At 74.6% G+C, this 21,831-nt stretch carries 10 protein-coding genes and 1 pseudogene; 5 read left to right on the top strand and 6 right to left on the bottom strand.

What is annotated here, in order from left to right:
* Nucleotides 1–22: 22 nt before the first annotated feature.
* Both ACH4FX_RS20340 and ACH4FX_RS20335 read left to right on the top strand, forming a co-directional pair.
* Nucleotides 23–1,228, top strand: a complete 1,206-nt coding sequence (locus ACH4FX_RS20340) for a lycopene cyclase family protein (protein ID WP_398480812.1) — start codon at nucleotides 23–25, stop codon at nucleotides 1,226–1,228.
* 88 nt (nucleotides 1,229–1,316) lie between these two features.
* On the top strand, nucleotides 1,317–2,918 hold the full coding sequence (locus tag ACH4FX_RS20335) for an FAD-dependent oxidoreductase (RefSeq protein WP_398480810.1): 1,602 nt from the start codon (nucleotides 1,317–1,319) through the stop codon (nucleotides 2,916–2,918).
* A 72-nt stretch (nucleotides 2,919–2,990) separates the two neighbouring features.
* Here the strand turns inward: ACH4FX_RS20335 and ACH4FX_RS20330 are convergent, their stop codons facing one another.
* The 6 genes and pseudogenes from ACH4FX_RS20330 to ACH4FX_RS20305 all read right to left on the bottom strand — a co-directional run bounded on the left by ACH4FX_RS20330 (nucleotide 2,991) and on the right by ACH4FX_RS20305 (nucleotide 8,797).
* Nucleotides 2,991–3,134, bottom strand: a complete 144-nt coding sequence (locus ACH4FX_RS20330; RefSeq protein WP_398480809.1) for a lasso RiPP family leader peptide-containing protein — start codon at nucleotides 3,132–3,134, stop codon at nucleotides 2,991–2,993.
* Nucleotides 3,135–3,428: 294 nt separating this feature from the next.
* Nucleotides 3,429–4,433, bottom strand: coding sequence for a DUF5914 domain-containing protein (locus ACH4FX_RS20325; RefSeq protein WP_398480948.1), 1,005 nt, complete (start codon nucleotides 4,431–4,433; stop codon nucleotides 3,429–3,431).
* Nucleotides 4,434–4,475: 42 nt separating this feature from the next.
* Nucleotides 4,476–5,459, bottom strand: a pseudogene (locus ACH4FX_RS20320) (phytoene/squalene synthase family protein); the annotation flags it as partial.
* Nucleotides 5,456–7,030, bottom strand: a complete 1,575-nt coding sequence (gene crtI / locus ACH4FX_RS20315; protein ID WP_398480807.1) for a phytoene desaturase family protein — start codon at nucleotides 7,028–7,030, stop codon at nucleotides 5,456–5,458. The gene crtI and the pseudogene ACH4FX_RS20320, both read right to left, overlap by 4 nt.
* 5 nt (nucleotides 7,031–7,035) lie before the next feature.
* Nucleotides 7,036–8,211 carry a polyprenyl synthetase family protein gene (locus ACH4FX_RS20310; protein ID WP_398480805.1) on the bottom strand — a complete coding sequence of 392 codons (1,176 nt, stop codon included), beginning with the start codon at nucleotides 8,209–8,211 and terminating at the stop codon, nucleotides 7,036–7,038.
* A 364-nt stretch (nucleotides 8,212–8,575) separates the two neighbouring features.
* The gene (locus ACH4FX_RS20305; RefSeq protein WP_398480803.1) at nucleotides 8,576–8,797 is read right to left on the bottom strand and encodes a helix-turn-helix transcriptional regulator; all 222 of its coding nucleotides are present in this window, start codon (nucleotides 8,795–8,797) and stop codon (nucleotides 8,576–8,578) included.
* A gap of 459 nt (nucleotides 8,798–9,256) precedes the next feature.
* On the opposite strand from ACH4FX_RS20305, the gene ACH4FX_RS20300 reads away from it, so the two are divergent.
* Genes ACH4FX_RS20300 through ACH4FX_RS20290 form a run of 3 tightly spaced genes read left to right on the top strand, consistent with a single transcriptional unit; the run spans nucleotide 9,257 to nucleotide 21,827 of the window.
* Complete coding sequence (locus tag ACH4FX_RS20300) at nucleotides 9,257–10,537, top strand: MFS transporter (RefSeq protein ID WP_398480802.1); 1,281 nt, start codon at nucleotides 9,257–9,259, stop codon at nucleotides 10,535–10,537.
* The gene (locus ACH4FX_RS20295) at nucleotides 10,534–13,890 is read left to right on the top strand and encodes a type I polyketide synthase (RefSeq protein ID WP_398480800.1); all 3,357 of its coding nucleotides are present in this window, start codon (nucleotides 10,534–10,536) and stop codon (nucleotides 13,888–13,890) included. The genes ACH4FX_RS20300 and ACH4FX_RS20295 overlap by 4 nt, the downstream gene beginning before the upstream one ends.
* Nucleotides 13,887–21,827 (top strand): MupA/Atu3671 family FMN-dependent luciferase-like monooxygenase, encoded by a 7,941-nt coding sequence (locus tag ACH4FX_RS20290; protein WP_398480798.1) that lies wholly within the window; start codon nucleotides 13,887–13,889, stop codon nucleotides 21,825–21,827. The genes ACH4FX_RS20295 and ACH4FX_RS20290 overlap by 4 nt, the downstream gene beginning before the upstream one ends.
* Nucleotides 21,828–21,831 lie beyond the last annotated feature (4 nt).

Here is a 21,831-nt window from a genome sequence, read left to right as displayed (position 1 = left end):
GGCGAGACGGGAGGCGGTCGGCGTGTACGACACGGAGGTGGCCGTCGTGGGCGGCGGCGCCGCGGGGCTGTCCCTCGCCCACCGGCTGTGCGCCCCGCCGCCCGGGGCGCGCTGCCCCGAAGTGACCGTCGTGGACGCGCCGCCCGGACCGCTCCGCCCCCCGGGGCGCACCTGGTGCTACTGGGAGGCGCCGGGCGGCGCGTACGACGGCGTCCTGGCGGCCTCCTGGGACCGGCTGCGCGTGTACGGGGCCGACGGCTCCCCGGTGACCGGACGCCCGGAGCCGCTGCGGTACAAGATGCTGCGCTCCGACGCGTTCGAACAACTGGTGGGCGAACGGCTCGCGACGACGCCGTCCGCACACCGGCTGACGGCCGCCGTCGAGGACGTGCGCGCCCTGCCGGACGGAGCCGAGGTCCGCGGGGTGACTCCGGAGGGCGGCCCGGTGCGGCTGCGGGCCCGCTGGGTCTACGACTCCCGGCCCCTGCCCGCGCTGCCGCCCGCCCGCACCACCCTCCTCCAGCACTTCCACGGCTGGTTCGTCCGCACCGAACGGCCTGAGTTCGATCCCACGACCGCCGACCTGATGGACTTCCGCACCCCGCAGCCGGACCACGGCCTCTCCTTCGGCTACGTCCTCCCGCTGAACCCGCACGAAGCGCTGGTCGAGTACACCGAGTTCTCCGCCGCCCCGCTCGGCGAAGCCGCCTACCACCGGGCCCTGCGCCACTACCTGGCGGAGGTCCGCCCGCTCGGCCCGTACCGGATCACCGCCTCCGAGCAGGGCGTCATCCCGATGACCGACGCGCGCTTCCCCCGCAGCGCCGGACCCCACGTCTTCCGCATCGGCGCCGCCGGCGGCGCCACCCGCCCGTCGACCGGGTACACCTTCGCCGCTGTTCAGCGCCAGTCCCGGGCCGTCGCCGCCGCCTTCCACCAAGGCCGCCCACCGGCTCCGCCACCCCCGCACTCCGCACGCTCGCGGCTGATGGACGCGGTGCTGCTGCGTGCCCTGGACAGCGGGCGCGTCGACGGCGCCGCCTTCTTCACCGGACTGTTCCGCGGCGTCCCGACCGAACGGCTGCTGCGCTTCCTGGACGGCGGTACCCGGATGCGCGAGGACCTGTCCATCGGTCTGCACACCCCCGTACTGCCCATGCTGCGCACCGTGGCGGAGCTGCCGCGGCTGCGTCGCCGGCCTGCCGTCCGCCCGTCGTCCCGGCCGTGACACGGCGCGCCGGACACCGGCCGTACGCGGCCCACCGCCCCACCGCCTGCCGCTCCACGCACCGCACCGACCAGGAAGAGACCGCCCGATGACGATTCCGCCGCCCGACGCCGCACCGACCGCCGCCGGGGGCTCCCGCCGTCCCGCCCGCCCCACCGCACCGCGCCGGGGCCGGGACCGGCGGGCCCGCGTCGTGCCGCCACCGCCGGGCCGGGCCAGGATCACCGGTGCGGCGCCGCACACGGCGGTGATCGGCGGCGGCATCGCCGGGCTCGCCGCGGCCACCGCGCTCGCCGAACGGGGCGTACGGGTCACGCTGTACGAGCGGGAGCCGGGCCTCGGCGGCCGGCTGTCCGGCCGCCAGGTCCAGCTCGCCGACGGCTTCCGGGCCACCATGACCCGCGGCTTCCACGCCTTCTTCCGCCAGTACTACAACCTGCGGGGCCTGTTGCGCCGGGCCGACCCGACGCTGGGCATGCTCACCGGGCTGCCCGACTACCCGCTGCTCCACAGCAGCGGCCTGCGCGACGGCTTCGCGCACGTCCCGCGCACCCCGCCGTGGAGTGCGCTCGGCTTCGCCCTCCTCAGCCCGGCCTTCACCCTGCGCGAGCTGGCCCGGATGAACCCGCGCGCCGCGCTGCCGCTGCTCGACGTGCGCACGCCCGGCGTGTACGAGCGGCTGGACGGCGTCAGCGCCCGCAGTCTCCTGGACCGCATCCGCTTCCCCGAAGCAGCCCGCCACCTGGCATTCGAGGTGTTCTCCCGCAGCTTCTTCGCCGACCCGGAGGAACTGTCCGCCGCCGAGATGGCGTTGATGTTCCACATCTACTTCCTCGGCTCCAGTGAAGGGCTGCTGTTCGACGTGCCCGACGAGCCGTTCCCCCAGGCGCTGTGGGAGCCGCTGGGCCGTTATCTGGCCGGTCACGGCGTCACGGTGCACACCGGCTGCGCGGTGGAGACGGTGGAGCCCCGCCCGGACGGCGGCGTGACCGTCCTGGGCGGTCACGGCGCGGCGCGCCACGACGCGGTGGTGCTCGCCCTCGACACCGCCGGGCTGCGCCACCTGGTCGCGGCGTCGACCGGGCTGGGCGACCGGGACTGGCGCGACCGGGTGCGGCGGCTGCGGACCGCGCCGCCCTTCCTCGTCTCCCGGTTCTGGCTCGACCGGCCGGTGGCCCGGGACCGGCCGGGCTTCCTCGGCACCAGCGGCTTCGGCCCGCTGGACAACGTCAGCGTGCTGGAGCGCTGGGAGGGGGAGGCGGCCCGGTGGGCGGCCCGCACCGGCGGCTCGGTGGTCGAACTGCACGCGTACGCCCTCCGCACGGACACCGGCCGGCGGGCGCAGCAGGACCGGCTGCTGGAGCAGCTGTCGCGCGTCTACCCCGAGACGCGCGGGGCGAAGGTTGTCGACGCGCAGCACGAATGGCGGGCGGACTGCCCGCTGTTCCCGGTGGGCGGCTACCAGGACCGGCCCACCGTGCGCACGCCCGACCCGGCGGTGATGGTGGCCGGCGACCACGTACGTACCGACCTGCCGGTGGCCCTCATGGAACGCGCGGCCACCACGGGCTTCCTCGCCGCGAACGCGCTGCTGGCCCGGTGGGGCGTACGCGGCCAGACCCTGTGGACGGTGCCGGACCGCGGCCGGTCGGCGGTGCTGCGGGGACTGGCCCGGGTGGCGGGAAACTGAGCGGCGGACTCCGTACCGGACGGGCGGGCCCCGCCGCAACGCGGCGGGGCCCCGTACCACGCGGTTCCGAGATCACCACCATCCGCGACCGCGCCCGCCCCAGACGTCCCAGTGATGCCCGTGGAACCCGAGCGTCAGCTCGGCGAAGTCGCCGGCCTCGGCCAGCTCCGGCGCCTCGTACTCGACCGTCTCCTGCTGCTCCTGGATTTCCGGCATGGAATGCGTCTCCTTCCCGAAAAGTACCGTGCGACCACGGAACACAGGTGGTGCCCAGCGGATTGCGCGGCGTGTTCGGGAACGATGCTGCCAGCGTCAATGCCTGTCTGCCGTTGCCTCTAACGAGTGATGGAGGGGGCGCGTGGGGCACACCGGCGCAATCCCCGGCAGCTCTGCCGTCACCGGCGCATCCGCCCTGCCCCGCACGCTTCCGGGCGCGGTGCGAGCGGGGTTTCGCGGCGGCCGGGCATCTCACCCCGAACCACTGACCCCGGGCCGCTCACCCCAGGCCGCTCACCCCGGGAACCGCCCCGCCCGCCGCAGCTCCCACCGCCGCTCCGCGTACGCCATGTCGTCCCGCCACAGCCGCCCCGCCGCGGCCCGCATCAGCGGACGGAGCAGCGGAGCCGCCGCACGGGCCAGCGCGAACCCCGGACGGTCGCCGACGGCCACGACCGCTTCGACGACGGCGGTGCGCGGGCGGCCGGACGCGTCGCCGCCGAGCGGGGTGGCATGGGTCTCCACCACGCTGCCCGCACCCTCGCCCTCGGTGATGCGCATGACCACCGTGCGCGGCCCGGGAGCGGTGAACTCCGCGCGGACGGGGACGACCAGCCGCCCGGCGACCTTGAAGGAGACGTCCACCGTGAACGCGTCCGCCGGCCCCGCCGGGCCGTCCACCACGGTCAGGTCGACGAAGGAGTACGGGTGGAACCACGCGCCGTGCCATGGATCGAGCCGGTTGGCTACCACGTCGTCCGGCTCGCAGTGCCCGGTCCCGGTGTACACGGCCGTGACGGCGGCGGCCGCGGGCGGGCGCTTGGGGACGCGGGGCCGGTCCAGCGGCTCCTCGCCGCCCACGCCGTCCAGGCGCACCCAGACCAGCACCCCGTCGTCGTGCACCGGGTACGGTTCCCACCCGGCGAAGGGGCCGCCGTCCAGGGCGAGTCCGTGCCAGTGGCAGACGAGCGTGCCGCACCGCACCGGACTGTCCTTCAGCGGCGCCCCCAGATGCGGGCAGGCCCCCGGGCCGCCGCGCAGCCGCCCGTCGGCAGCGCGCCACAGCACCACCTCCGTCCCGGCAACGGTCCGGCCCAGGGGGCGGTCCCGGCCGGCTTCCCGGGAGGCACCCACCACGTACCAGTTGCCGGACGGCCGGGCCTTGGCGCGTTCCAGCGCTCCCGCGATCACGCCGGGCACGGCGTCCCGCCAGGTGGGCCGCTGGCGGTCCCACGCCACGGGCCGCCGGCGCAGACGGAGCGGGTACCGGCCGCGCCCGGCCGGGTGAGGGGTGTCCACGGTGCTTCCTCCGGGCCGTTCCGTGGTGTCCAGCGCTGCCTGACGCGTGGCCGGGGCCGCCGCACGGGCGGGAGCCGGGGCCGGGGGACCGGTTCTGCCGCGGGTGCGGGCCGCGGTGACCCGGACCAGCCCGTCGAGCGCCACCGTCGCGCGGACCGGACGGGACACGACGGCGCGGCGGTGCAGGACCGCGTAGCCGTCGGCCTCCACGGCGTCCAGGATGCCCCGGTAGAGGATGAACGCGGTACGGACGCACGGCCGGGACACCGGGTCGAGCATGGCGACTCCGGGGGCGGCCCGGCGGTAGACGCCACGGGTCAGCTCGGCGGCGGCCCGCAGCGCCGCGGTGATGCGCGGGTCCGCGCCGCCGGTCAGCCGGCTCCACCGGAGCAGCTCGCGGTCCACGCCGTGCGCGGCCAGCAGGTCGCCGGGCAGGTAGACGCGGCCCCGGTCCAGATCCTCGCCCACGTCCCGCAGGAAGTTGGTCAGCTGGAAGGCGGCACCGAGCGCGGCGGCGTGCGGGGCGGCCTCCTCGCGCGGCGTGACGGTGCCGAGTACGGGCAGCATCTGGAGGCCGATCACCTCGGCCGAGCCGTACATGTAGCCGCACAGGTCTTCGTAGGTCGGGTAGTCGGCCACCTCCAGGTCGGCACGCATGGAGGCCATGAAGGCGGTGAAGTACGCCGGGTCGATGCCGTAGACGGCACTGGTGTGTGCCAGCGCCCGCACCACCGGCTCGGCACCTACGCCCCGGGCGAGCCCGGCGAGCAGCTGCGTCTCCAGGGCGTGCAGGGCCGCCGCGCGTTCCTCCGCGGTGGCGTCGTCGTCCAGGCTGTCGACGATGTCGTCGGCCCAGCGGGCGAAGCCGTACAGCGCGTGCACGGCGGGCCGCCGGGCGGCCGGTAGCAGCCGGGTGGCCAGGAAGTACGTCTTGCCGTGCCGGGCGTTGAGCCGGCGGCAGTGGGTGTAGGCGGCGCGCAGCGCGGGATCGGTGATGCCCGCGGCGTCGAGTTCCCGGCCGGTCACGCGGTTCCCTCCGGAGTACGGGCGGGTCGGCGCGCGCCGAGGTCCGGTGTGCGGGCGGGGCGCCGCGCGCCCAGGTCGGTCACCCGGGCGCGGCGCGCGGACCCGGCGCCGGTCACGCGGGCGGCGGCCAGCTTCCCCGAGACCAGCACGGTCGGCACCCCCACGCCCGGGGTCGTCCCGCAGCCCGCCAGCACGGCGTTCTCGGTGCCCCGTACGAGGTTGCGCGGGCGGAACGGGCCGGTCTGCGCGAAGGTGTGCGCGGCGGAGAACGGGGTTCCGGCGCCGTGCCCTTGGCGGCTCCAGTCCGCCGGGGTGACCAGGCACTCCTCCTCGGCCGCCGCGTCCAGGCCGGTGAAGCCGCGCCGCGCCAGCTCGGCGAGCAGCGCGGTGCGGTAGCGGGGGCCGAGGTCGCGCCAGGCGTGCGCGCCGGGCCCGATGTCGGTGTTGGGGCAGGGCGCCAGGACGTAGTGCAGGTGGCGGCCCGGCGGGGCCAGCGACGGATCGGTGGCGGTCGGGCGGGTGAGCAGCAGCGAGGGGTCGCTCATCAGGGCACCGGTGCGGGTGAGTTCGTGGAACGTACGGTGCCAGGCGGCGCCGAACGAGAGGGTGTGGTGGCCCGGTTCCGGCCAGGTCGCGGGGGTGCCCGCGTGCAGGACGACGGCCGACGGCGACCGGCGCAGCGGCAGCGGCCGGCGCGGCCGGCGCCCGAGCAGCCGGTACGCCTCGGGCAGGTCGGGGGTGAGCACCACCGCGTCGCACGGGATGCGCCCGGCGTCCGTGACGACGGCGGTGACCCGGTCACCGGAACGTTCCAGCGCGCGCACCCCGTGCCCGTACCGGAACTCCGCGCCCGCCCCGGCCGCGGCGTCGGCCATCGCCCGGGGCAGCGCGTACATCCCGCCGCGCGGGAAGTACACACCGGCCACCGTGTCCATGTACGCGATGACGGCGTACGCGGCGAGAGCCCGGGCCGGTGGCACGCCCGCGTACAGGGACTGGAACGTGAAGACGCGGCGCACCCGCTCGTCGGTCAGGAACCGGCCGATCCGGGCGTCGAGACGGCCGAAGCCGCCCAGCGCCGCGAGGCGGGCGAGGTCGGGGTGGAGCAGGTGCAGCGGCGAGTCGAAGTTGGCGTCGATGAAGCGCCGCATCTGGACCGCGTACAGCCGGCCGAGCCAGGCACGCAGCCGCCGGTAGCCCGCGGCCTCCCGGGCCCCGGCGAACCGTTCGATCTCGGCCTCCATGGCCGCCGCCTCCGTGTGCACGTCCAGCGTGCTGCCGTCGGCGAACCGGGCCCGGTAGGCCGGGTGCAGGGGGACGAGGTCCAGCCGTTCGGCCATCGGGGCGCCGACCGCCGCGAACGCCTCCTCGGCCAGGTCCGGCATGGTCAGCACGGTCGGGCCGGTGTCGATCAGGTACCCGCCCCGCGCGAGGCGTCCGCACCGGCCGCCGGGCCGCGGGCCGCGTTCGACGACGGTCACCCGCCGCCCTGCGCCGAGCAGGTGCAGCGCGGCCGACAGCCCGGACAGCCCGGCGCCGATGACGACGACGTGGTCGGTCGGCCCGGGCATGCTCTTCACCGCCCACCCCCGTGGGCCGCCGCGGCCGCCGCCGGCGGGCGGGCGCCCGCCGTGGCACGCAGCAGGTCGTGCAGGCTGCGGAGGGCGGCCGGATCGGCGGCCCGTACGTCCGCCAGATGGGCCGCGCTCCGGTCGGCGAGGAGCCCGGCCTTGTCCTCCAGCGCGGCCCGCGCCCCGGTCGCTACGAGCACCTCCCGTACGCGGTCCACGGCGGCGGCCGAGAGGTCCGGGTCACCCAGCGCCGCGTCCAGGACGCCGAGCGCCGCGTGGTCACCGGCGGCCTCCGCGCGGGCGCGGGCGACGGCGGTGAGGTAGGTCGGCTTGCCCGCGCGGAGGTCGTCCCCCGACGGTTTGCCGGTCTCCGCCGGGTCGCCGAACACCCCCAGCAGGTCGTCGCGGAGCTGGAAGGCGAGCCCGGCGCAGCGGCCCGCGGCCCGCAGGGCGTCGGTGTCCCGGTCGTCCGCGCCGGCCAGGGCGGCGCCCAGCACCAGCGGCCGTTCGACCGAGTAGCGGGCGCTTTTGAGGCGGGCGGTGTGCATCGCGCGGGCGGGGGAGCGGGACGCGGTGACCTGGCCGTGCAGGTCCAGGTACTGGCCTGCCGCCATCTCGGTCCGCAGGGTGCGCCACAGCGCGTGGACCGTGGATTGGGCGTGGCCGGGGAGGACGGTGTCCAGGACGGTGTCGTCGGCCCACGCGAGCGCGAGATCGCCGGCCAGGACCGCCACGGACCGGCCGAACGTTTCGGCGGACCGGTCGCGGCCACCGGTCCCGGCGCGCCGGCCGTACTGTTCCCGTACCTCGACGTGCAGGGCCGGGCCGCCGCGGCGCAGTGCGGAACCGTCCATCACGTCGTCGTGCACCAGCGCGCAGGTCTGGACGAGTTCGAGCGCCGCGGCCAGCCGCAGCGCGGCCTGCGCCGCTTCGCTGCCGCCGCCGCAGGTCCGCAGCCCCCACCACACGAACCGCCCGCGCAGCCGCTTGCCGCCGCCCAGCGTGAAGCGGGCGACGCGTTCGGCGACATCGCGTGCGAACAGGGTGTCGGCCGCCGCGGCGTCGGCGAGCCGCGCGCCGAGCACGCCGTCCAGCACCCGACCGATGGCGCCCGCGACATCGGCGTCCACGGCGCGGACATCGACCGCGCCCCGCGGGCCCTGCGGCCGGATACGGCGCATCACACGTCCTTCCGTCGAACCGGGCGGTGCGCGCCGATGCGGCCGTGCCGCGTCCACTTCTCGGCCGCACCGCCGGACGGGCCGGGCGCGCCTGCCACCCGCCGGCGCCCGTTCCCGCAGTTCACCACGGGATCCGCGCGCCGTGGGGACGCCACGTCCGGGCCTGGTCCCTTCGGGGGACGCGGACACCCGGCGCCGGGTACCCACCGCCGCGGAGCGAAACCCGGCGGTGCCGACGGCTCACGCACGGGGACACGGCGGAAGGCGGCGCCCGGACAGAGGTGAGGCTGTCCGGATATTGGCCATTGGTGGGGTGTAAATCAGCCAACATCGTGGGACGGCACCGCCGTCCCGGCCGACGGCGTCAGCCCCGGTGCTGCGCCAGCCCGAGCCGTACGAGGTGGGCGAGCGTCGGCGCCGGGTGCTTGGCCCGTATACGGCGCAGATAGGTGCTGACCGTGTGGACACTGATTCCCAGGCGCCTGGCCGTCTGGTCGTACGTCAGCCCGTCGGCGATGTACGTGAGGACCTCCCGCTCCCGCGGGGACAGCGTCGGTGACATGGTGTGCGCACTGTGATCCGGCATCTCTTCTCCAAGGGGGTGAGGGCGGAGCAGGGAAGGTACGGCGGCCCGCGGACTTCAGGACGGTCGGTCCGGCGACGCGGGCGGAGCGGGGCGGGACCGGGATACGGCCGCCGCGCGGTGGGGCCCGAGCGGGCTCGTCGGCTCGTCGCCGGGGAGAACGGCCCGTGGGGGACCGGCCATGGTGCGCCCTCCCGCGGGTGCGGAGCGGATCTGCCGACGGTGTCGCGCGGGGGCGGCACACCCCCCGTGACATGCGGATTGATCTAACCACGGACACGGCAAAACGCAAGGAGTCCACCGGTCCGTCCGGCCCGCCCCTACACGCCGGGTAAAGCGCGGGTCAAGTCACCGGATGATGCGTCTCCAGGCGCCCCGCGAACCGGGCGACGGTAAAGACCGCCTCCGCCGTCGGTGCGGGGGCCCGCAGGCCGGCACGGGGCGCTAAGGAGGACATCCAGGGTGGGGCACTTCCGGCTGCTCGTCGTCGGCAACGCCGTCTCCGCGTACGGCAGTTACCTGAACATGGTGGCGCTGAACGTCTTCATCTACCAGGTGACGGGCAGCGCGCTGACCGCCGGGCTGTTCATGGCCGTACGCCTGATCACCAGCGTGCTGTCCGGGTTCGTCAGCGGCCGTCTGGTGTCACGTCACGACCGCAAGCGGCTCATGGTGTGCGCGGACCTGACCCAGGCGACGGCCCTGGTGGTGCTGCTGCTCGCGCCGGACGGCGCCCGCGTCGCCCTGCTCTTCGCGCTGGCCGTGGGAACCGGGGCCTGCTCGACGCTCTCCCAGGTGGCGCTGCGCAGCAGCGTCCCCGAGATCGTCGGCGCGGACCTGCGGACCCGGGCCAACGGCCTGCTGGTGACCGGCCGTTCGCTGGCCATGATCGCCGGGTTCGCCTCGGCGGGCGTGGTCATCGCGCAGTTCGGCTACACCACCGCGTTCGCGCTGGACGCCGGGACCTTCGCGGTTTCCGCGACGATCCTCTTCCTGCTGCCCATCCGCACCCGCGCCGCCGCCCGGGACGACGCGGACGACGGGGCTGCGGACACCGCGGGCACCGGACGCTGGGCCTCCCTCGCGCTCCTGAAGGCGGCACCGCTGCTGGCGGTGATGGTCGCGGTCCGCGCCGCCGACGGCCTCGGCTCCTCGTCGCACAACGTGGCACTGCCCATCTACTCCAGCGCCCTGGACCCCTCCCACCCGGCCACCTTCGTCAGCCAGTTCTGGGCGACCTGGGCGATCGGCAACATCGTGGCGCAGCAGATCTGCTCGCGCCGGACCCGCAAGACCGGGTGGTCACCGGGCGAGCGCGCCTTCGCCGTCGGCTCCTGCGTGATGTCGGCAGCGTTCATCGTGGTCTTCAGCGGCCTGCCCGCGGTCCCCGCCGCCGTCGCCGCGCTCGTCGCCGGCATGGCCGACGGGTTCACGGAGATCGCGTACGTCTCCCGGCTCCAGGCCGCCCCCGACGCGCAGCGCGGCCGGCTCTTCGGCCTCTCCGCCTCGGCCGAGAACAGCGGCTTCGGCCTGGGAATGATCGTCAGCGCGGCCCTTCTGGAGCGCTACGCGCCCCTCACGGTGGTCGGCGCCTTCCAGGGCCTGGCCATCGTCCTGTGCGTCGCCCTGCTCGCCGTACTGTCCAGGGGACGCGCGCTGTTCCCGCACGAACCACCGGCCCGGGGGAGCGGCGGCCCGGCGCCCGGCCGGGAAGTCTCCGCCGCGGAGGGCGGCAGCTCATGAACGTACCGGCCGACTCGCGCGTCGCGGTCATCGGCATGGCCTTCCGCTTACCGGGAGCCGACACCCCCGAGGAGTTCTGGCGGGTCGTCCGCGACGGCCGGGACTGCGTACGGCGGTTCACCGACGAGGAACTGGCGGCCGCCGGCGTACCCGCGGAGCAGTACCGGGCGGACGACTTCGTCGGCGCCAGCGGCATCCTGGACGACATCGCCGGGTTCGACGCCCCGTTCTTCGGCATGAGCGGACGGGAGGCGCAGCTCACCGACCCGCAGCACCGGATGTTCCTGGAGTGCGCCTACCACGCCCTGGAGGACTCCGGGTACCCGCGGGAACGCGACGGGCTGCGCACCGGTGTCTTCGCCACCACCGGATACCACCTGTACACGATGGAGAACTACCTGCTGAACAACGTCCTGAAGAGCTCCGTGGGCGACGACTGGCTCTCCAGGCTGCAGGTCCTGGTCGGCAATTACACCGACTTCACCGCCACCCGCGTCGCCTTCCGCCTCGACCTCACCGGCCCGGCCGTCAGCGTCCAGACCGGCTGCTCCAGCTCGCTGGTCGCCGTCCAGCTCGCCGCGCAGTCGGTGCTCACCGGCGACAGCGACATCGCGCTGGCGGGCGCCACGGCCGTCCACGTACCGCAGGTACTGGGCTACCGGTACGTGAAGGGCTCCATCCTCTCCAAGAGCGGCCACCTGCGCGCCTTCGACGCCGGGGCGGACGGCACGGTGGGCGGCACCGGAGTGGCCGCCGTCGTCCTCAAGCGCCTGGACCGGGCCCTCGCCGACGGCGACACCGTCCACGGCGTCATCCGCGGCTGGGGCGTCACCAACGACGGCGCCACCAAGCAGGCGTACACCGCCCCGAGCGCCGTCGGCCAGCGCGCCGCGATCCGCCGCGCGCTGGACCACGCCGGCATCGGCGCGGACACCGTCGGCTACCTCGAAACCCACGGCACCGGCACGCTCAAGGGCGACCCGATCGAATTCGACGGCGCCGTCTCCGCGTACCGCGCCGACACCGACCGCACCGGCTACTGCGCCCTCGGTTCGACCAAGGCCAACATCGGCCACCTCGACGTGTGCTCGGGCCTGGCGAGCCTCATCAAGGCACTGCTCGTCCTCAAGCACGGCGTCATCCCGCCGATGGCCAACTTCAGCGAACCCAACCCCGCGCTCGACCTGGACCGCAGCCCCTTCTACATTCCCCAGGCCGCCCGGCCCTGGCCGCGGGGCGGCACACCGCGCCGGGCGGGCGTCACATCGCTGGGCGTCGGCGGCACCAACGTCCACCTCATCGTGGAAGAGGCCCCCGAGCCCGCGCCCCGCACCGCCACCGTGGCCCCGCCGGGCGTCCTCGTCGTGTCCGGCCGGTCCGAGGCGGCCCGCCGGGCCAACGCCCAGGCACTGCGCGATCACTTGACGCGCCACCCCGGCACCGACCTCGCCGATCTGGTGACCACCGTGGCGGGGCGCGCCCACCACCAGCACCGTCTGGCGGTCCGCGGCACGGACCCGGCACAGCTCGCCGCCGCCCTGGACGGCTGGCTCGCGGGCACCGGCGGCCCGGCCGCGACCGCCGCCGTGACGACCGGCGATGCGCCCCGGGAAGGGCGCGCGGGCATCGCCTTCCAGTTCACCGGACAGGGCAGCCCGTACCCCGGCATGGCCCAGCCGCTCTACGAGCGCTTCGCCGTCGTCCGCGACCTGCTCGACACCTGCGAACGCCACCATCAGGCGCTGTACGGCGACTCCCTGCTCGACGTACTCCTCGACCCCGGCGCCGACCGCGCCACCGTGGAGAACACCCGCACCGCGCAACCGGCCCTGTTCGCCCTGCAATACGCGCTCACCGGACTCTGGCGCCAGGCCGGCATCGTGCCGGACACCGTCGCCGGGCACAGCGTCGGCGAGTACGCGGCCCTGTGCGCGGCGGGCGCGCTGACGGCCGAGGACGGCCTGCGGATCACCGCGGAACGCGGCCGGCTCATGCAGGACCACTGCGCCCCCGGCGCCATGGCCGCGGTGTCCGCGGACCTGCGGACAGCCGAGGAACTGACCGCCGAGATCACCGGTCTGGAACTCGCCGTCGTCAACGGGGAACGGCGGCACGTGCTCGCCGGTCCCGGTCCGGCCGTGGACCGGCTGCTGACCCTGCTGGAGGCGCGCGGCATCCCAGGGAAGCGGCTGCCCGTCACCCGCGCCTTCCACACCGCCCTCGTGGACCCGTTCCTGGACAAGTTCCGGGAACTGCTCGACGGCGTCACCTTCCGCCCCGTCACCACCGGCTTCGTCAGCTGCCTCGACGGGCGCCGGTACGGCCCCGGCTGGGTGCCGGACGCCGACTACTTCGTACGGCAGACGCGCGAGCCGGTGCGGTACGACGCGGTACTGCGCACGCTCGGCGACACCGGCCCCGCGGTCCTGGCCGAGATCGGCCCGCACACCACGCTCAGCGGACTCGCCCGTACCGCACTGCCCACCGTACGGGCGGTGCCCACACTGCGCCGCGGCGCCGGGACCGCTCCCTTCTGGGACGCGGTGGCACAGCTGCACTGCGCCGGCGCCGACCTGGCCTGGCCGGCCCTGCTGGCCGGCACCGGCGGCCGCCGGACCGGACTGCCCGGCTACCGCTTCCAGCACACCCACCACTGGATGGGGCCGGAACTCACCGACGTCCGGGCCGTCCGGGCCGGCGAACCAGCGAGAGAAGAGGAAGAAGTGGCACAGGACGAGGCAGCGTTCGAGCGGGTGCTCGGGCACGTCATCGAGTTGGTCGCCAAGCACCTCGGGCACGACGCGGCGGCGATCACCGGGGACACATCCTTCTTCGACCTCGGTGCGGACTCCCTGCAAATGATCAGCGTGCTGCGCGAGCTGGAGCAGGACCACCAGGTCAAGGTCGCGATGCGGGAGCTGTTCGAGGAGGCGAGCACCCCCGGGCGGCTCGCGGAGCTGATCGTGGGTCGGATGCCGGGCGGGCCGGGCGAGGCCGCGGGCGGTGCCCCGGTACGGCACGAGCCCGTCGCCGACGAGCCGGTACGGTACGAGCCGGCCGCTGACGAAGCCGTACGGTACGAGCCGGTCGCTGACGACTCCGTACGTCACGCGCCGGCCGCCGCGGCGCCCGCCGAGCCCGCGACCGTTCCGGAACCCGCGCCGGCCGAGCCGTCGGACCCCGTCACCCGCGCGGAACTGACCGACCTCGTCCGCCAGGTGCAGCAGCTCTCCCGGATCCAGCTCCAGATGATGTCCCAGATCCACCAGCTGTCCCAGCTGCTGACCGCGCAGGCGACGAGCGCTCTGTCCGGCGGCGACACGGTGGCCAACGGGAAGGCGGGCGGCAAATGACCGGGCTGAGCGCCGCCGCCGCTGCGGTGGACCAGGACCTGGCCGCCATGGCCGACCTCTCCCGGCGCGTCGCGCAGCGGATCGAGGCCGCGACCGGGTCCGGGGGCGCGGCCGAGGAACAAGAGCCGGCCACCGAGCGGCGGCGCGTGCACGGCCCCCGGGTGACCGTCTCCCGGGCCTCGGGCATGGTGGGCGGCTCCGCGTCCGCGTCCCAGCAGGCGCACCTCGACGACCTGGTACGCCGCTACACGGCCAGGACCGGCACGTCCAAGGAGATCGCCCAGCGCTACCGCCGGGTCCTGGCCGACAGCCGCGCCGTCGTCGGATTCCGCAGCAAGACCAAGGAGATGCTGTACCCGATCGCCGGACGCCGGGCCCGCGGCTCCTGGCTGGAGGACGTCGACGGCAATCGCTACGTCGACATCACGATGGGCTTCGGCGTGCTGCTGTTCGGCCACGAACCGGAGTTCGTGAGCGAGGCGGTCCGCGAGCACCTGTCCCGGGGCATCCAGCTCGGCCCGCGCAACGTCGAGACCGGCGAGGCCGCCGAGCTGCTGGCGGAGCTGACCGGCATGCAGCGGGTGGCGTTCGCCAACTCCGGTACGGAGGCGAACTCCGCCGCCATCCGGCTCGCCCGCGCCGCCACCGGCCGCCACCGCGTCGTCACCTTCCACGGCGCCTACCACGGCCACGCCGACAACGTCCTGGGCCGCTCCACCGGCACCGGGGCCGACCGGACCACCGTCCCGGTCTCCACCGGCATCCCCCACAACAGCGTCGCCGACCTGCTGGTCCTCGACTACGGCAGCCCCGCGAGCCTGGAGGCCGTCGCCGAGCAGGCGGACGACATCGCCGCGGTCATCATCGAGCCCGTACAGAGCCGCCATCCGTCGCTGCAACCCGTCGAGTTCGTACGGCAGCTGCGGGAGCTCACCCGCCGCCACGGCATCGTGCTGATGTTCGACGAGATGCTGACGGGTTTCCGTCCCGCCCTGCGCGGCGCCCAGGAGCTGTACGGCGTCAGCCCCGACCTCGCCACGTACGGCAAGCTGCTCGGCGGCGGCTTCCCGATCGGCGCCATCGCGGGCCGCGCCGACATCATGGACGGCGTGGACGGCGGCTTCTGGCAGTACGGGGACGCCAGTTACCCGCCCGCCGACACCACGTTCTTCGGCGGAACGTACATCCAGCACCCGGTGTCGATGGTCGCCGCCCGCGCGGTGCTGACGCACCTGAAGGAGCACAGCCCCCGGCTCCAGGAGCGGCTGAACGCCCGCACCGACGAGCTGGCGGGCGCGCTGAACCGCTTCTTCGAGGACGAGGAATTCCCGCTGCGGGTGAGCCACTTCGGCTCCCAGTTCCGCTTCGAGCACCGCGCGGACATGGAGCTGCTGTACCACCACCTCATGCTGCGCGGGGTGCACGTATGGGAATGGCGCAACTTCTTCCTGTCGACCGCCCACTCCGACGGGGACATCGAGTTCATCGTGGACGCGGTGCGCGGCTCGCTGCGGGAGCTGCGGGGCGCGGGCTTCTTTCCCGGCGGGGCGAAGCCGGTGGCGGTGCCTGAGCCCCGGTCCGAGAAGCGGGGGGTGGACGCGGCTTCGGACGCGGCCCCGGGTGTGGTCCCGGGCGTGGCCTGGAACGCTGCTGCCGCGCGAGCGGTCACCGCACAGGCGCCTGCGGAGGCCGGCCCGGCGTCCGTGAACGGCGCGGCAGCACCAGCGAGTGCCGTACCGGCACCGGTCGTCGCGCCCCGTACGGCATCCGCCACGGCTGTCGCGCCTGCCCCGACTGCCGCCCCCGCCACAGCTGCCGTATCTGCCACGCCTGCCGCATCCGCCCGCCGCGCCCCCGACTTCAGCATCTACTTCTTCGGCGACTATCCGCAGGACGAAGCGGGAACCGACGCCGGACCGGCCGCCTCCCAGGGCAGGTACGACCACATCCTGGAGACCGCCCGCTTCGCCGACCGGCACGGATTCCACGCCCTCTGGATGCCGGAACGGCACTTCCACTCCTTCGGCGGACTGTTCCCCAACCCCGTCGTGCTCGTCGCCGCCCTCGCCCGCGAGACCAGGCGCGTCCGCCTCAACGCGGGCTCCGTCGTCCTGCCCCTGCACGACCCGGTACGGGTCGCGGAGGAGTGGTCGATGGCCGACAACCTCTCCGGCGGCCGGGTCGGCATCGGCTGCGCCGGCGGCTGGCACGCCAACGACTTCGTCTTCTTCCCCGAGCGCTTCGGCCGGCACAAGGAGATGATGTACGACCAGGTGGAGCAGGTCCGCCGGCTCTGGCGCGGCGAGGCCGTACGGCGCGCCGGCGGCGACGGCGAGACCGAGATACGGCTGTTCCCGCGCCCCGTCCAGGACGCTCCGCCCATGTACACGGCCGTGGTCGGCAACCCCGCGTCGTACGTGGCAGCCGCCCGGCACGACGTCGGCGTGGTCACGAACCTGATGACCCAGAGTGTCGAGCAGCTCGCCGAGAACATCGCGCTGTACCGCCGCACCCGCGCCGAACAGGGCCTCGACCCGGACGCCGGGCGGGTGGCCGTCCTGCTGCACACCTACCTCGCCGCCGACCACCGGACCGCGCGCACCGAGGCGTACGAGCCGCTGGCGCGCTACATGCGCGCCTCGCTCTCCCTGTTCGGCAACGTCGCCAACAGCCTCGGGCACAACGTCGACCTGGCCGCGCTCACCGAGGACGACCTCGACGTGCTCTTCCGCCGCGCCTACGACCGTTACTGCGACCAGCGGGCGCTCATCGGGACCGCCGAGACCGTCGCCCCCGTGGTGGACGCGGTCGCTGCCGCGGGCGCCGACGAGGTCGTCTCGCTCGTCGACTTCGGCGTCGCCCCCGACGCGCTGCGCACCGGCCTCACCCACCTCGACTCGCTGCGCCGGCGGTACCACGGGCCGAGGAACGAGGACACCCGCGCGTCCGAGAGGCCGGTCGTTCGCCCGGCCGCCAGGGGTCCTGTATCCGAGAGCGAGCGCACGCCCGCGGAACCCGCATGTGCGGCCGCCCAGGAGCCCGATTCCGGGAGCGCCGCCCCGCTCTCGCCGGGACAGCAGCGCATCTGGTTCCTCGAACGGATGCTGCCGGGCCGCACCGCCTACAACGAGACCAAGGCCATCCGCCTTGACGGCCCGCTCGACGTACCCGCGCTGCGCACGGCGCTGCGCGAGCTGGTCGCGCGGCACGAAGGGCTGCGGACCGTCTTCCGCGAGATCGACGACGAGCCCTGCCAGCTCGTCCGGCCGCCGTCCGCGCCCGACTTCGCGGTGCTCGACCGCACGGGCACGGGAGCGGCCGGTGAGGACGCCGCGATCCGCGCCGTCCTGGAGGAGGAGAGCGCCCGGCGCTACGACCTCGTCAACGGGCCGCTGTTCGTCACCCGGCTGATCAAGCTGGGGGAGGACCGGCACGTGCTGGTCTTCTCCCTGCACCACATCGTCGTGGACGCCGCCTCCGCGACCGTCCTGGCGCGCGACCTGTCCGCCCTCTACCGGGCCGCGCACGACGGCTCCGACCCGGGCCTGCCCGCGCTCACCAGCACGTACGCGGACCACGCCCGCGCCCGGCTGCGCACACTGGACGACCCCCGCAGCGCCGCCGACCTGAAGTACTGGCTCGACGCGCTCGGCGGCGGACTCCCGGTCCTGGAGCTGCCCTGTGACCGCCCGCGCCCCGCGGCCATGACGTCCAACGGACGGGCCGTCTTCCACCGGCTCGGCCCGGAACTGTCCACCCGGCTGCGGGACCTGAGCAGGCAGCGGCGCGGCACCCTCTTCATGACGCTGCTCGCCGGCTTCACCGCGATGCTCCACCGGGTCACCGGGCAGCGGGACATCGTCGTCGGCACCCCGATGTCGGACCGCCCCCAGGGCGCGGAGGACCTGCTCGGGTTCTTCGTCAACACCCTCGCGCTCCGCCTCGATGCGTCCGGCGACCCGGACTTCGGCACCTTCCTCGACCGGGTGCGGGGCGTCGCCCTGGACGCGTACGACCACGCGGACGTGCCCTTCGAGACGGTGGTGCGGGAGCTGTCCCCGGCGCGCACCACCGACCGCACGCCGGTCTTCCAGGTGCTCGCCGAGTTCGAGAGCAGCGACCCGTTCCGCTTCGACCTGCCCGGCGTCCGGGCCACCGTGATCGACGCGGGCCCGGACAAGGCCCTCACGGACCTCGCCGTGTACTTCACCGACCAGCCGGAGGGCATCCGCTGTCACCTGGAGTACAACACCGACCTGTTCGACGCGGACACCGTGGACGGGTTCTTCGCCACCTTCCGGGACCTGCTCGAAGCCGCCGTACGCGACCCCGGGACACCGCTGTCCCGCCTCGGCGTCCGGGAGACGCGGCAACGTCCCGATGTCGCTGTGCCGACGGCTCCGACGGCTCCGACGGCCGCGACGGCCACGGAGCCACCGGCCGCCGAGCCGGTGCCCGCCGAGTGGCAGCGCGGTCCGGCCCGCCCGGTTGCGCGGGCCACCGTGCACGAGCTCGTCGCCCGGCGCGCGGCGGAGGCGCCGTATCGTACCGCCGTCCTCTGCGGTGAGGACCGGCTCAGCTACCGCGACCTGGACACCCGGGCCGAACGGCTGGCCGCCGTCATCCGGGAACGGTCCGCGGCGGCTCCGGCGGCGGCGGACAGCGGTACGGACGAGGTGGTGGCCTTGTGGCTGCCCCGCTCCACGGATCTCGTCGTGGCCCTGCTGGCGGTCCTGAAGTCCGGCCGGGCGTACGTACCGCTGGACCCGGCGCTGGGCCGGGCCCGGGCCGCCACGGTGATCGCCGAATGCGGAGCCCGTCTGCTGCTGAGCACCGGAACCGAGACGGACGCGCTCGACCTGCCCGCCGGGGTCACCGTGCTCGACGTCACCGACCGCACCGGACTGTCCGCCCGTAATGACCACACCGGCCGGACCGGCGACGGAACCGCCGCGACGGGCCGCCCACAGCCCGCGAGGCAGGCCCCGCCGGGCGTCACCGGGCCCGAGTCCCTGTGCTACGTCATCTACACCTCCGGCAGTACGGGCACGCCCAAGGGCGTCGCGGTACCGCACCGGGCCGTCGTCGACCTCTGCCAGTGGCACCACAAGCGCTTCGCCTTCACCTCGGCCGACCGCAGCGCGCTGGTGTGCAGCCAGAGCTTCGACGCGTCGGTCCTGGAGATCTGGCCCGCGCTGACCGCGGGTGCGTCCGTCGCCATTGCCGACGACACGGTCCGCACGGACCCGCTCACGCTGGCCCGCTGGTACGCACGGGAGCGGGTGACCTTCTCGATCCTGCCCACGGCCCTGGGAGAGGCGCTGCTCACGCTGCCGCCCGCCGAGCAGCCGCCGCTGCGCCATCTGCTGCTGGGCGGTGACGTGCTGCGCACCCGGCCGCACCCGGACGTGGCGTACGAGACGGTCAACGTGTACGGGCCGACCGAGACCACCGTGCTCTGCACCACGGAGACCGTCGCCCCGCGCACGTCCGGGGCCGGAACCGGCGCCATCCCGATCGGCCGCCCGGTCGACAATGTACGGCTGCGTGTCCTCGACACGTCGGGCGCGCCGGTGCCGCCGGGCGCGGTGGGGGAGCTGTACGTCGGCGGGCCGGGCGTGGCCCGCGGCTACCTGGGCGCGCCGGAGCTGACGGCGGAACATTTCACGGCGCGGACCGGGGTGGGTGCGGGTGCGGCCGGAACGGCCGACGCGGCGGCCGATGCTGCCGGGCTGGACACCGGCACTGTGTACTACCGCACCGGTGACCTCGTGCGCTGGACCGAGGACGGGGCGCTGGAGTTCCTCGGGCGTCGCGACGACCAGGTGAAGATCCGTGGTTACCGGGTCGAGCCCGAGGAGACCGCCCGCGCGCTCAACGGCCTGGACGGTGTGCGGGAGGCCGCCGTACTGGCGCGCCGCAACAGCCGGGGCGAGGCGTACCTCGCGGCCTACGCCGTACCGGAGGGACGGGACGCGGGGGACACCACCACCGCGGCCGGTCGGCAGACCTACGCCGACCGGCTGGCCCGCGCACTCGCCTCCCGGCTGCCGGAATACCTCATTCCGCGGTCCTGGGCCGTCCTCACCGCGCTGCCGCTCGCGGGCAACGGGAAACTGGACCGCGCCGCGCTGCCGGAGCCCGGGATCGTCACCACCGCACCGTCCGGGACCGGCGCCGGCGAGCCCCGGCGGGAGACCAGGCAGACACTGTCCGTCACCCATCGGCAGCCAACGTCCATCACTCAATCGGGTGAAGGTGCCGACGCAGACGCCGAAACCGGCCTCCGCACTCAGCTGGAGGACCGCCTCCGCACCCTCTGGGCCGACGAGTTCGACCTCGCGCCCGACGCCATCGGCCCCGAAACGTCCTTCTTCGACCTCGGCGGCCACTCCATCGCCGCGATCCGGCTGGTCAACCGGGCACGGGAGGTGTTCGGTCGGGAGTACCCGATGGTGCGCTTCTATCAGGAGCCGACCGTACGGGCCATGGCGGCGTACCTGGCGGGGGACGCAACGGAGGCCCGGGACACCACGGATTCCGACGCGTTCACGGAATCCGGGACAGGCGGGCGAGCGGCGACGGCCGCCGCCGTGGACGCCGCCCCCGAGGTGGTCGGCCGGGCGCCGGTCACCCTCCAGCAGCGGAACTTCATCGGCCAGCACCATCTCCACGCGCTGCCCCAGGTCTACAACGTCGCCCTGCGCATCACGCTGACCGGCGACCTGGACGTACCGGCCCTGCGCACCGCCCTCACCCGGCTCGTCGCCCGTCACGAGTCGCTGCGCACCCGGTTCGCGCAGGACGGCGACGAGTGGTGGCAGGAGATCCTCCGGCCGCGACCGGTCGACCTCCCCGTCGAGGACCTGACCACCCGGAGGGACGCCGCGTCCGGCCCGTCGGAGGTGGCGGACGCCGACGACGCCGAGGTCGAGCGCATCAGCGCGGAGGTCGCGGACACCCGGTTCGACCTCACCCAAGGGGTCGCCCCCAAACTCCGCCTGCTGCGCACCGGCCGGTCGACCTGGGTGCTGCTGCTCCTTATGCACCACTCCACCTGTGACGGCTGGGCCGTCAGCATCCTGCTGAGCGACTTCGCGGCCCTTTACAGCAGCGCGGTGACCGGAAAGCCGCACACCTTGCCCAGCACGGTGCCGCAGCCGACCGAGTACGCGCGCTGGCAGCGGGAGACCATCGGGGACAAGGCCGATCAGCGCGTCCTGAAGTACTGGGCGCGGGAACTGGAAGGGGCGGCCTTCCAGCACGGCCTGCCCCTGGACCGGCCGCGTCCGGAAACCCTCAGCGGACAGGGCCGTGTCGTCCTGTTCACGGTGGGCGCCGACGTGCGCGCCGACGTGGAACGGCTGGCCAGGAAGCAGGGCACGACCCCGTACGCGGTCACCATCGCGGCCCTGGGCCGGCTGCTCGGCACGCTGTCGGGCAGGCCGGAAGTCCTCTTCAACGTGTCCTACGCCAACCGCGAGCGCCGTGCGTTCGAGTCGCTGCTGGCCTGCACGGTCGCGGGCTTCCCGCTGCGCGTGCGGGACGCCGGGGACGTGCCCTTCACCGATCTGGTCCGCCGGGTCGCGCACGCCTCGACCGAGGGCATCGACCACATCATGCCGCTGCGCAGGCTCTCCAAAGCCCTGCGCGAAGAGCTGGGCGTCGAGGTGCCGGACCGGGTGCCGCTCGGGTTCCAGTACCAGAACTCCCTGGAGACGGACATCGAGCTGCCCGGTGTCACCGCGGCCGTCGAGGACCTGGCCGTCCCGGCCTCCCGCTCGGAGTTCAACTTCGGACTCGTCCCGGCGGGCGACGCGCTGACCGGGTACGTCGAGTACTCGACCGACCTGTGGGAGCACACCACGATCGAGGGCTGGGCCGGCGACTACGTGACCCTGCTGACCGAGGAGGTACGCGCCGCCCTGGCCGAATGATCCG

This window comes from Streptomyces sp. NPDC018019 (assembly GCF_044327805.1).
Lineage (GTDB): Bacteria > Actinomycetota > Actinomycetes > Streptomycetales > Streptomycetaceae > Streptomyces.
This window is presented reverse-complemented; position numbering and strand designations above follow the sequence as displayed.

Excerpts from the sequence above, each read along its gene's own strand:
- ACH4FX_RS20335 (WP_398480810.1), top strand. The coding sequence starts at position 1,317 with ATGACGATTCCGCCGCCCGACGCCGCACCGACCGCCGCCGGGGGCTCC.
- ACH4FX_RS20330 (WP_398480809.1), bottom strand. The coding sequence starts at position 3,134 with ATGCCGGAAATCCAGGAGCAGCAGGAGACGGTCGAGTACGAGGCGCCG.
- crtI (WP_398480807.1), bottom strand. The coding sequence starts at position 7,030 with ATGCCCGGGCCGACCGACCACGTCGTCGTCATCGGCGCCGGGCTGTCC.
- ACH4FX_RS20310 (WP_398480805.1), bottom strand. The coding sequence starts at position 8,211 with ATGCGCCGTATCCGGCCGCAGGGCCCGCGGGGCGCGGTCGATGTCCGC.
- ACH4FX_RS20305 (WP_398480803.1), bottom strand. The coding sequence starts at position 8,797 with ATGCCGGATCACAGTGCGCACACCATGTCACCGACGCTGTCCCCGCGG.
- ACH4FX_RS20295 (WP_398480800.1), top strand. The coding sequence starts at position 10,534 with ATGAACGTACCGGCCGACTCGCGCGTCGCGGTCATCGGCATGGCCTTC.
- ACH4FX_RS20290 (WP_398480798.1), top strand. The coding sequence starts at position 13,887 with ATGACCGGGCTGAGCGCCGCCGCCGCTGCGGTGGACCAGGACCTGGCC.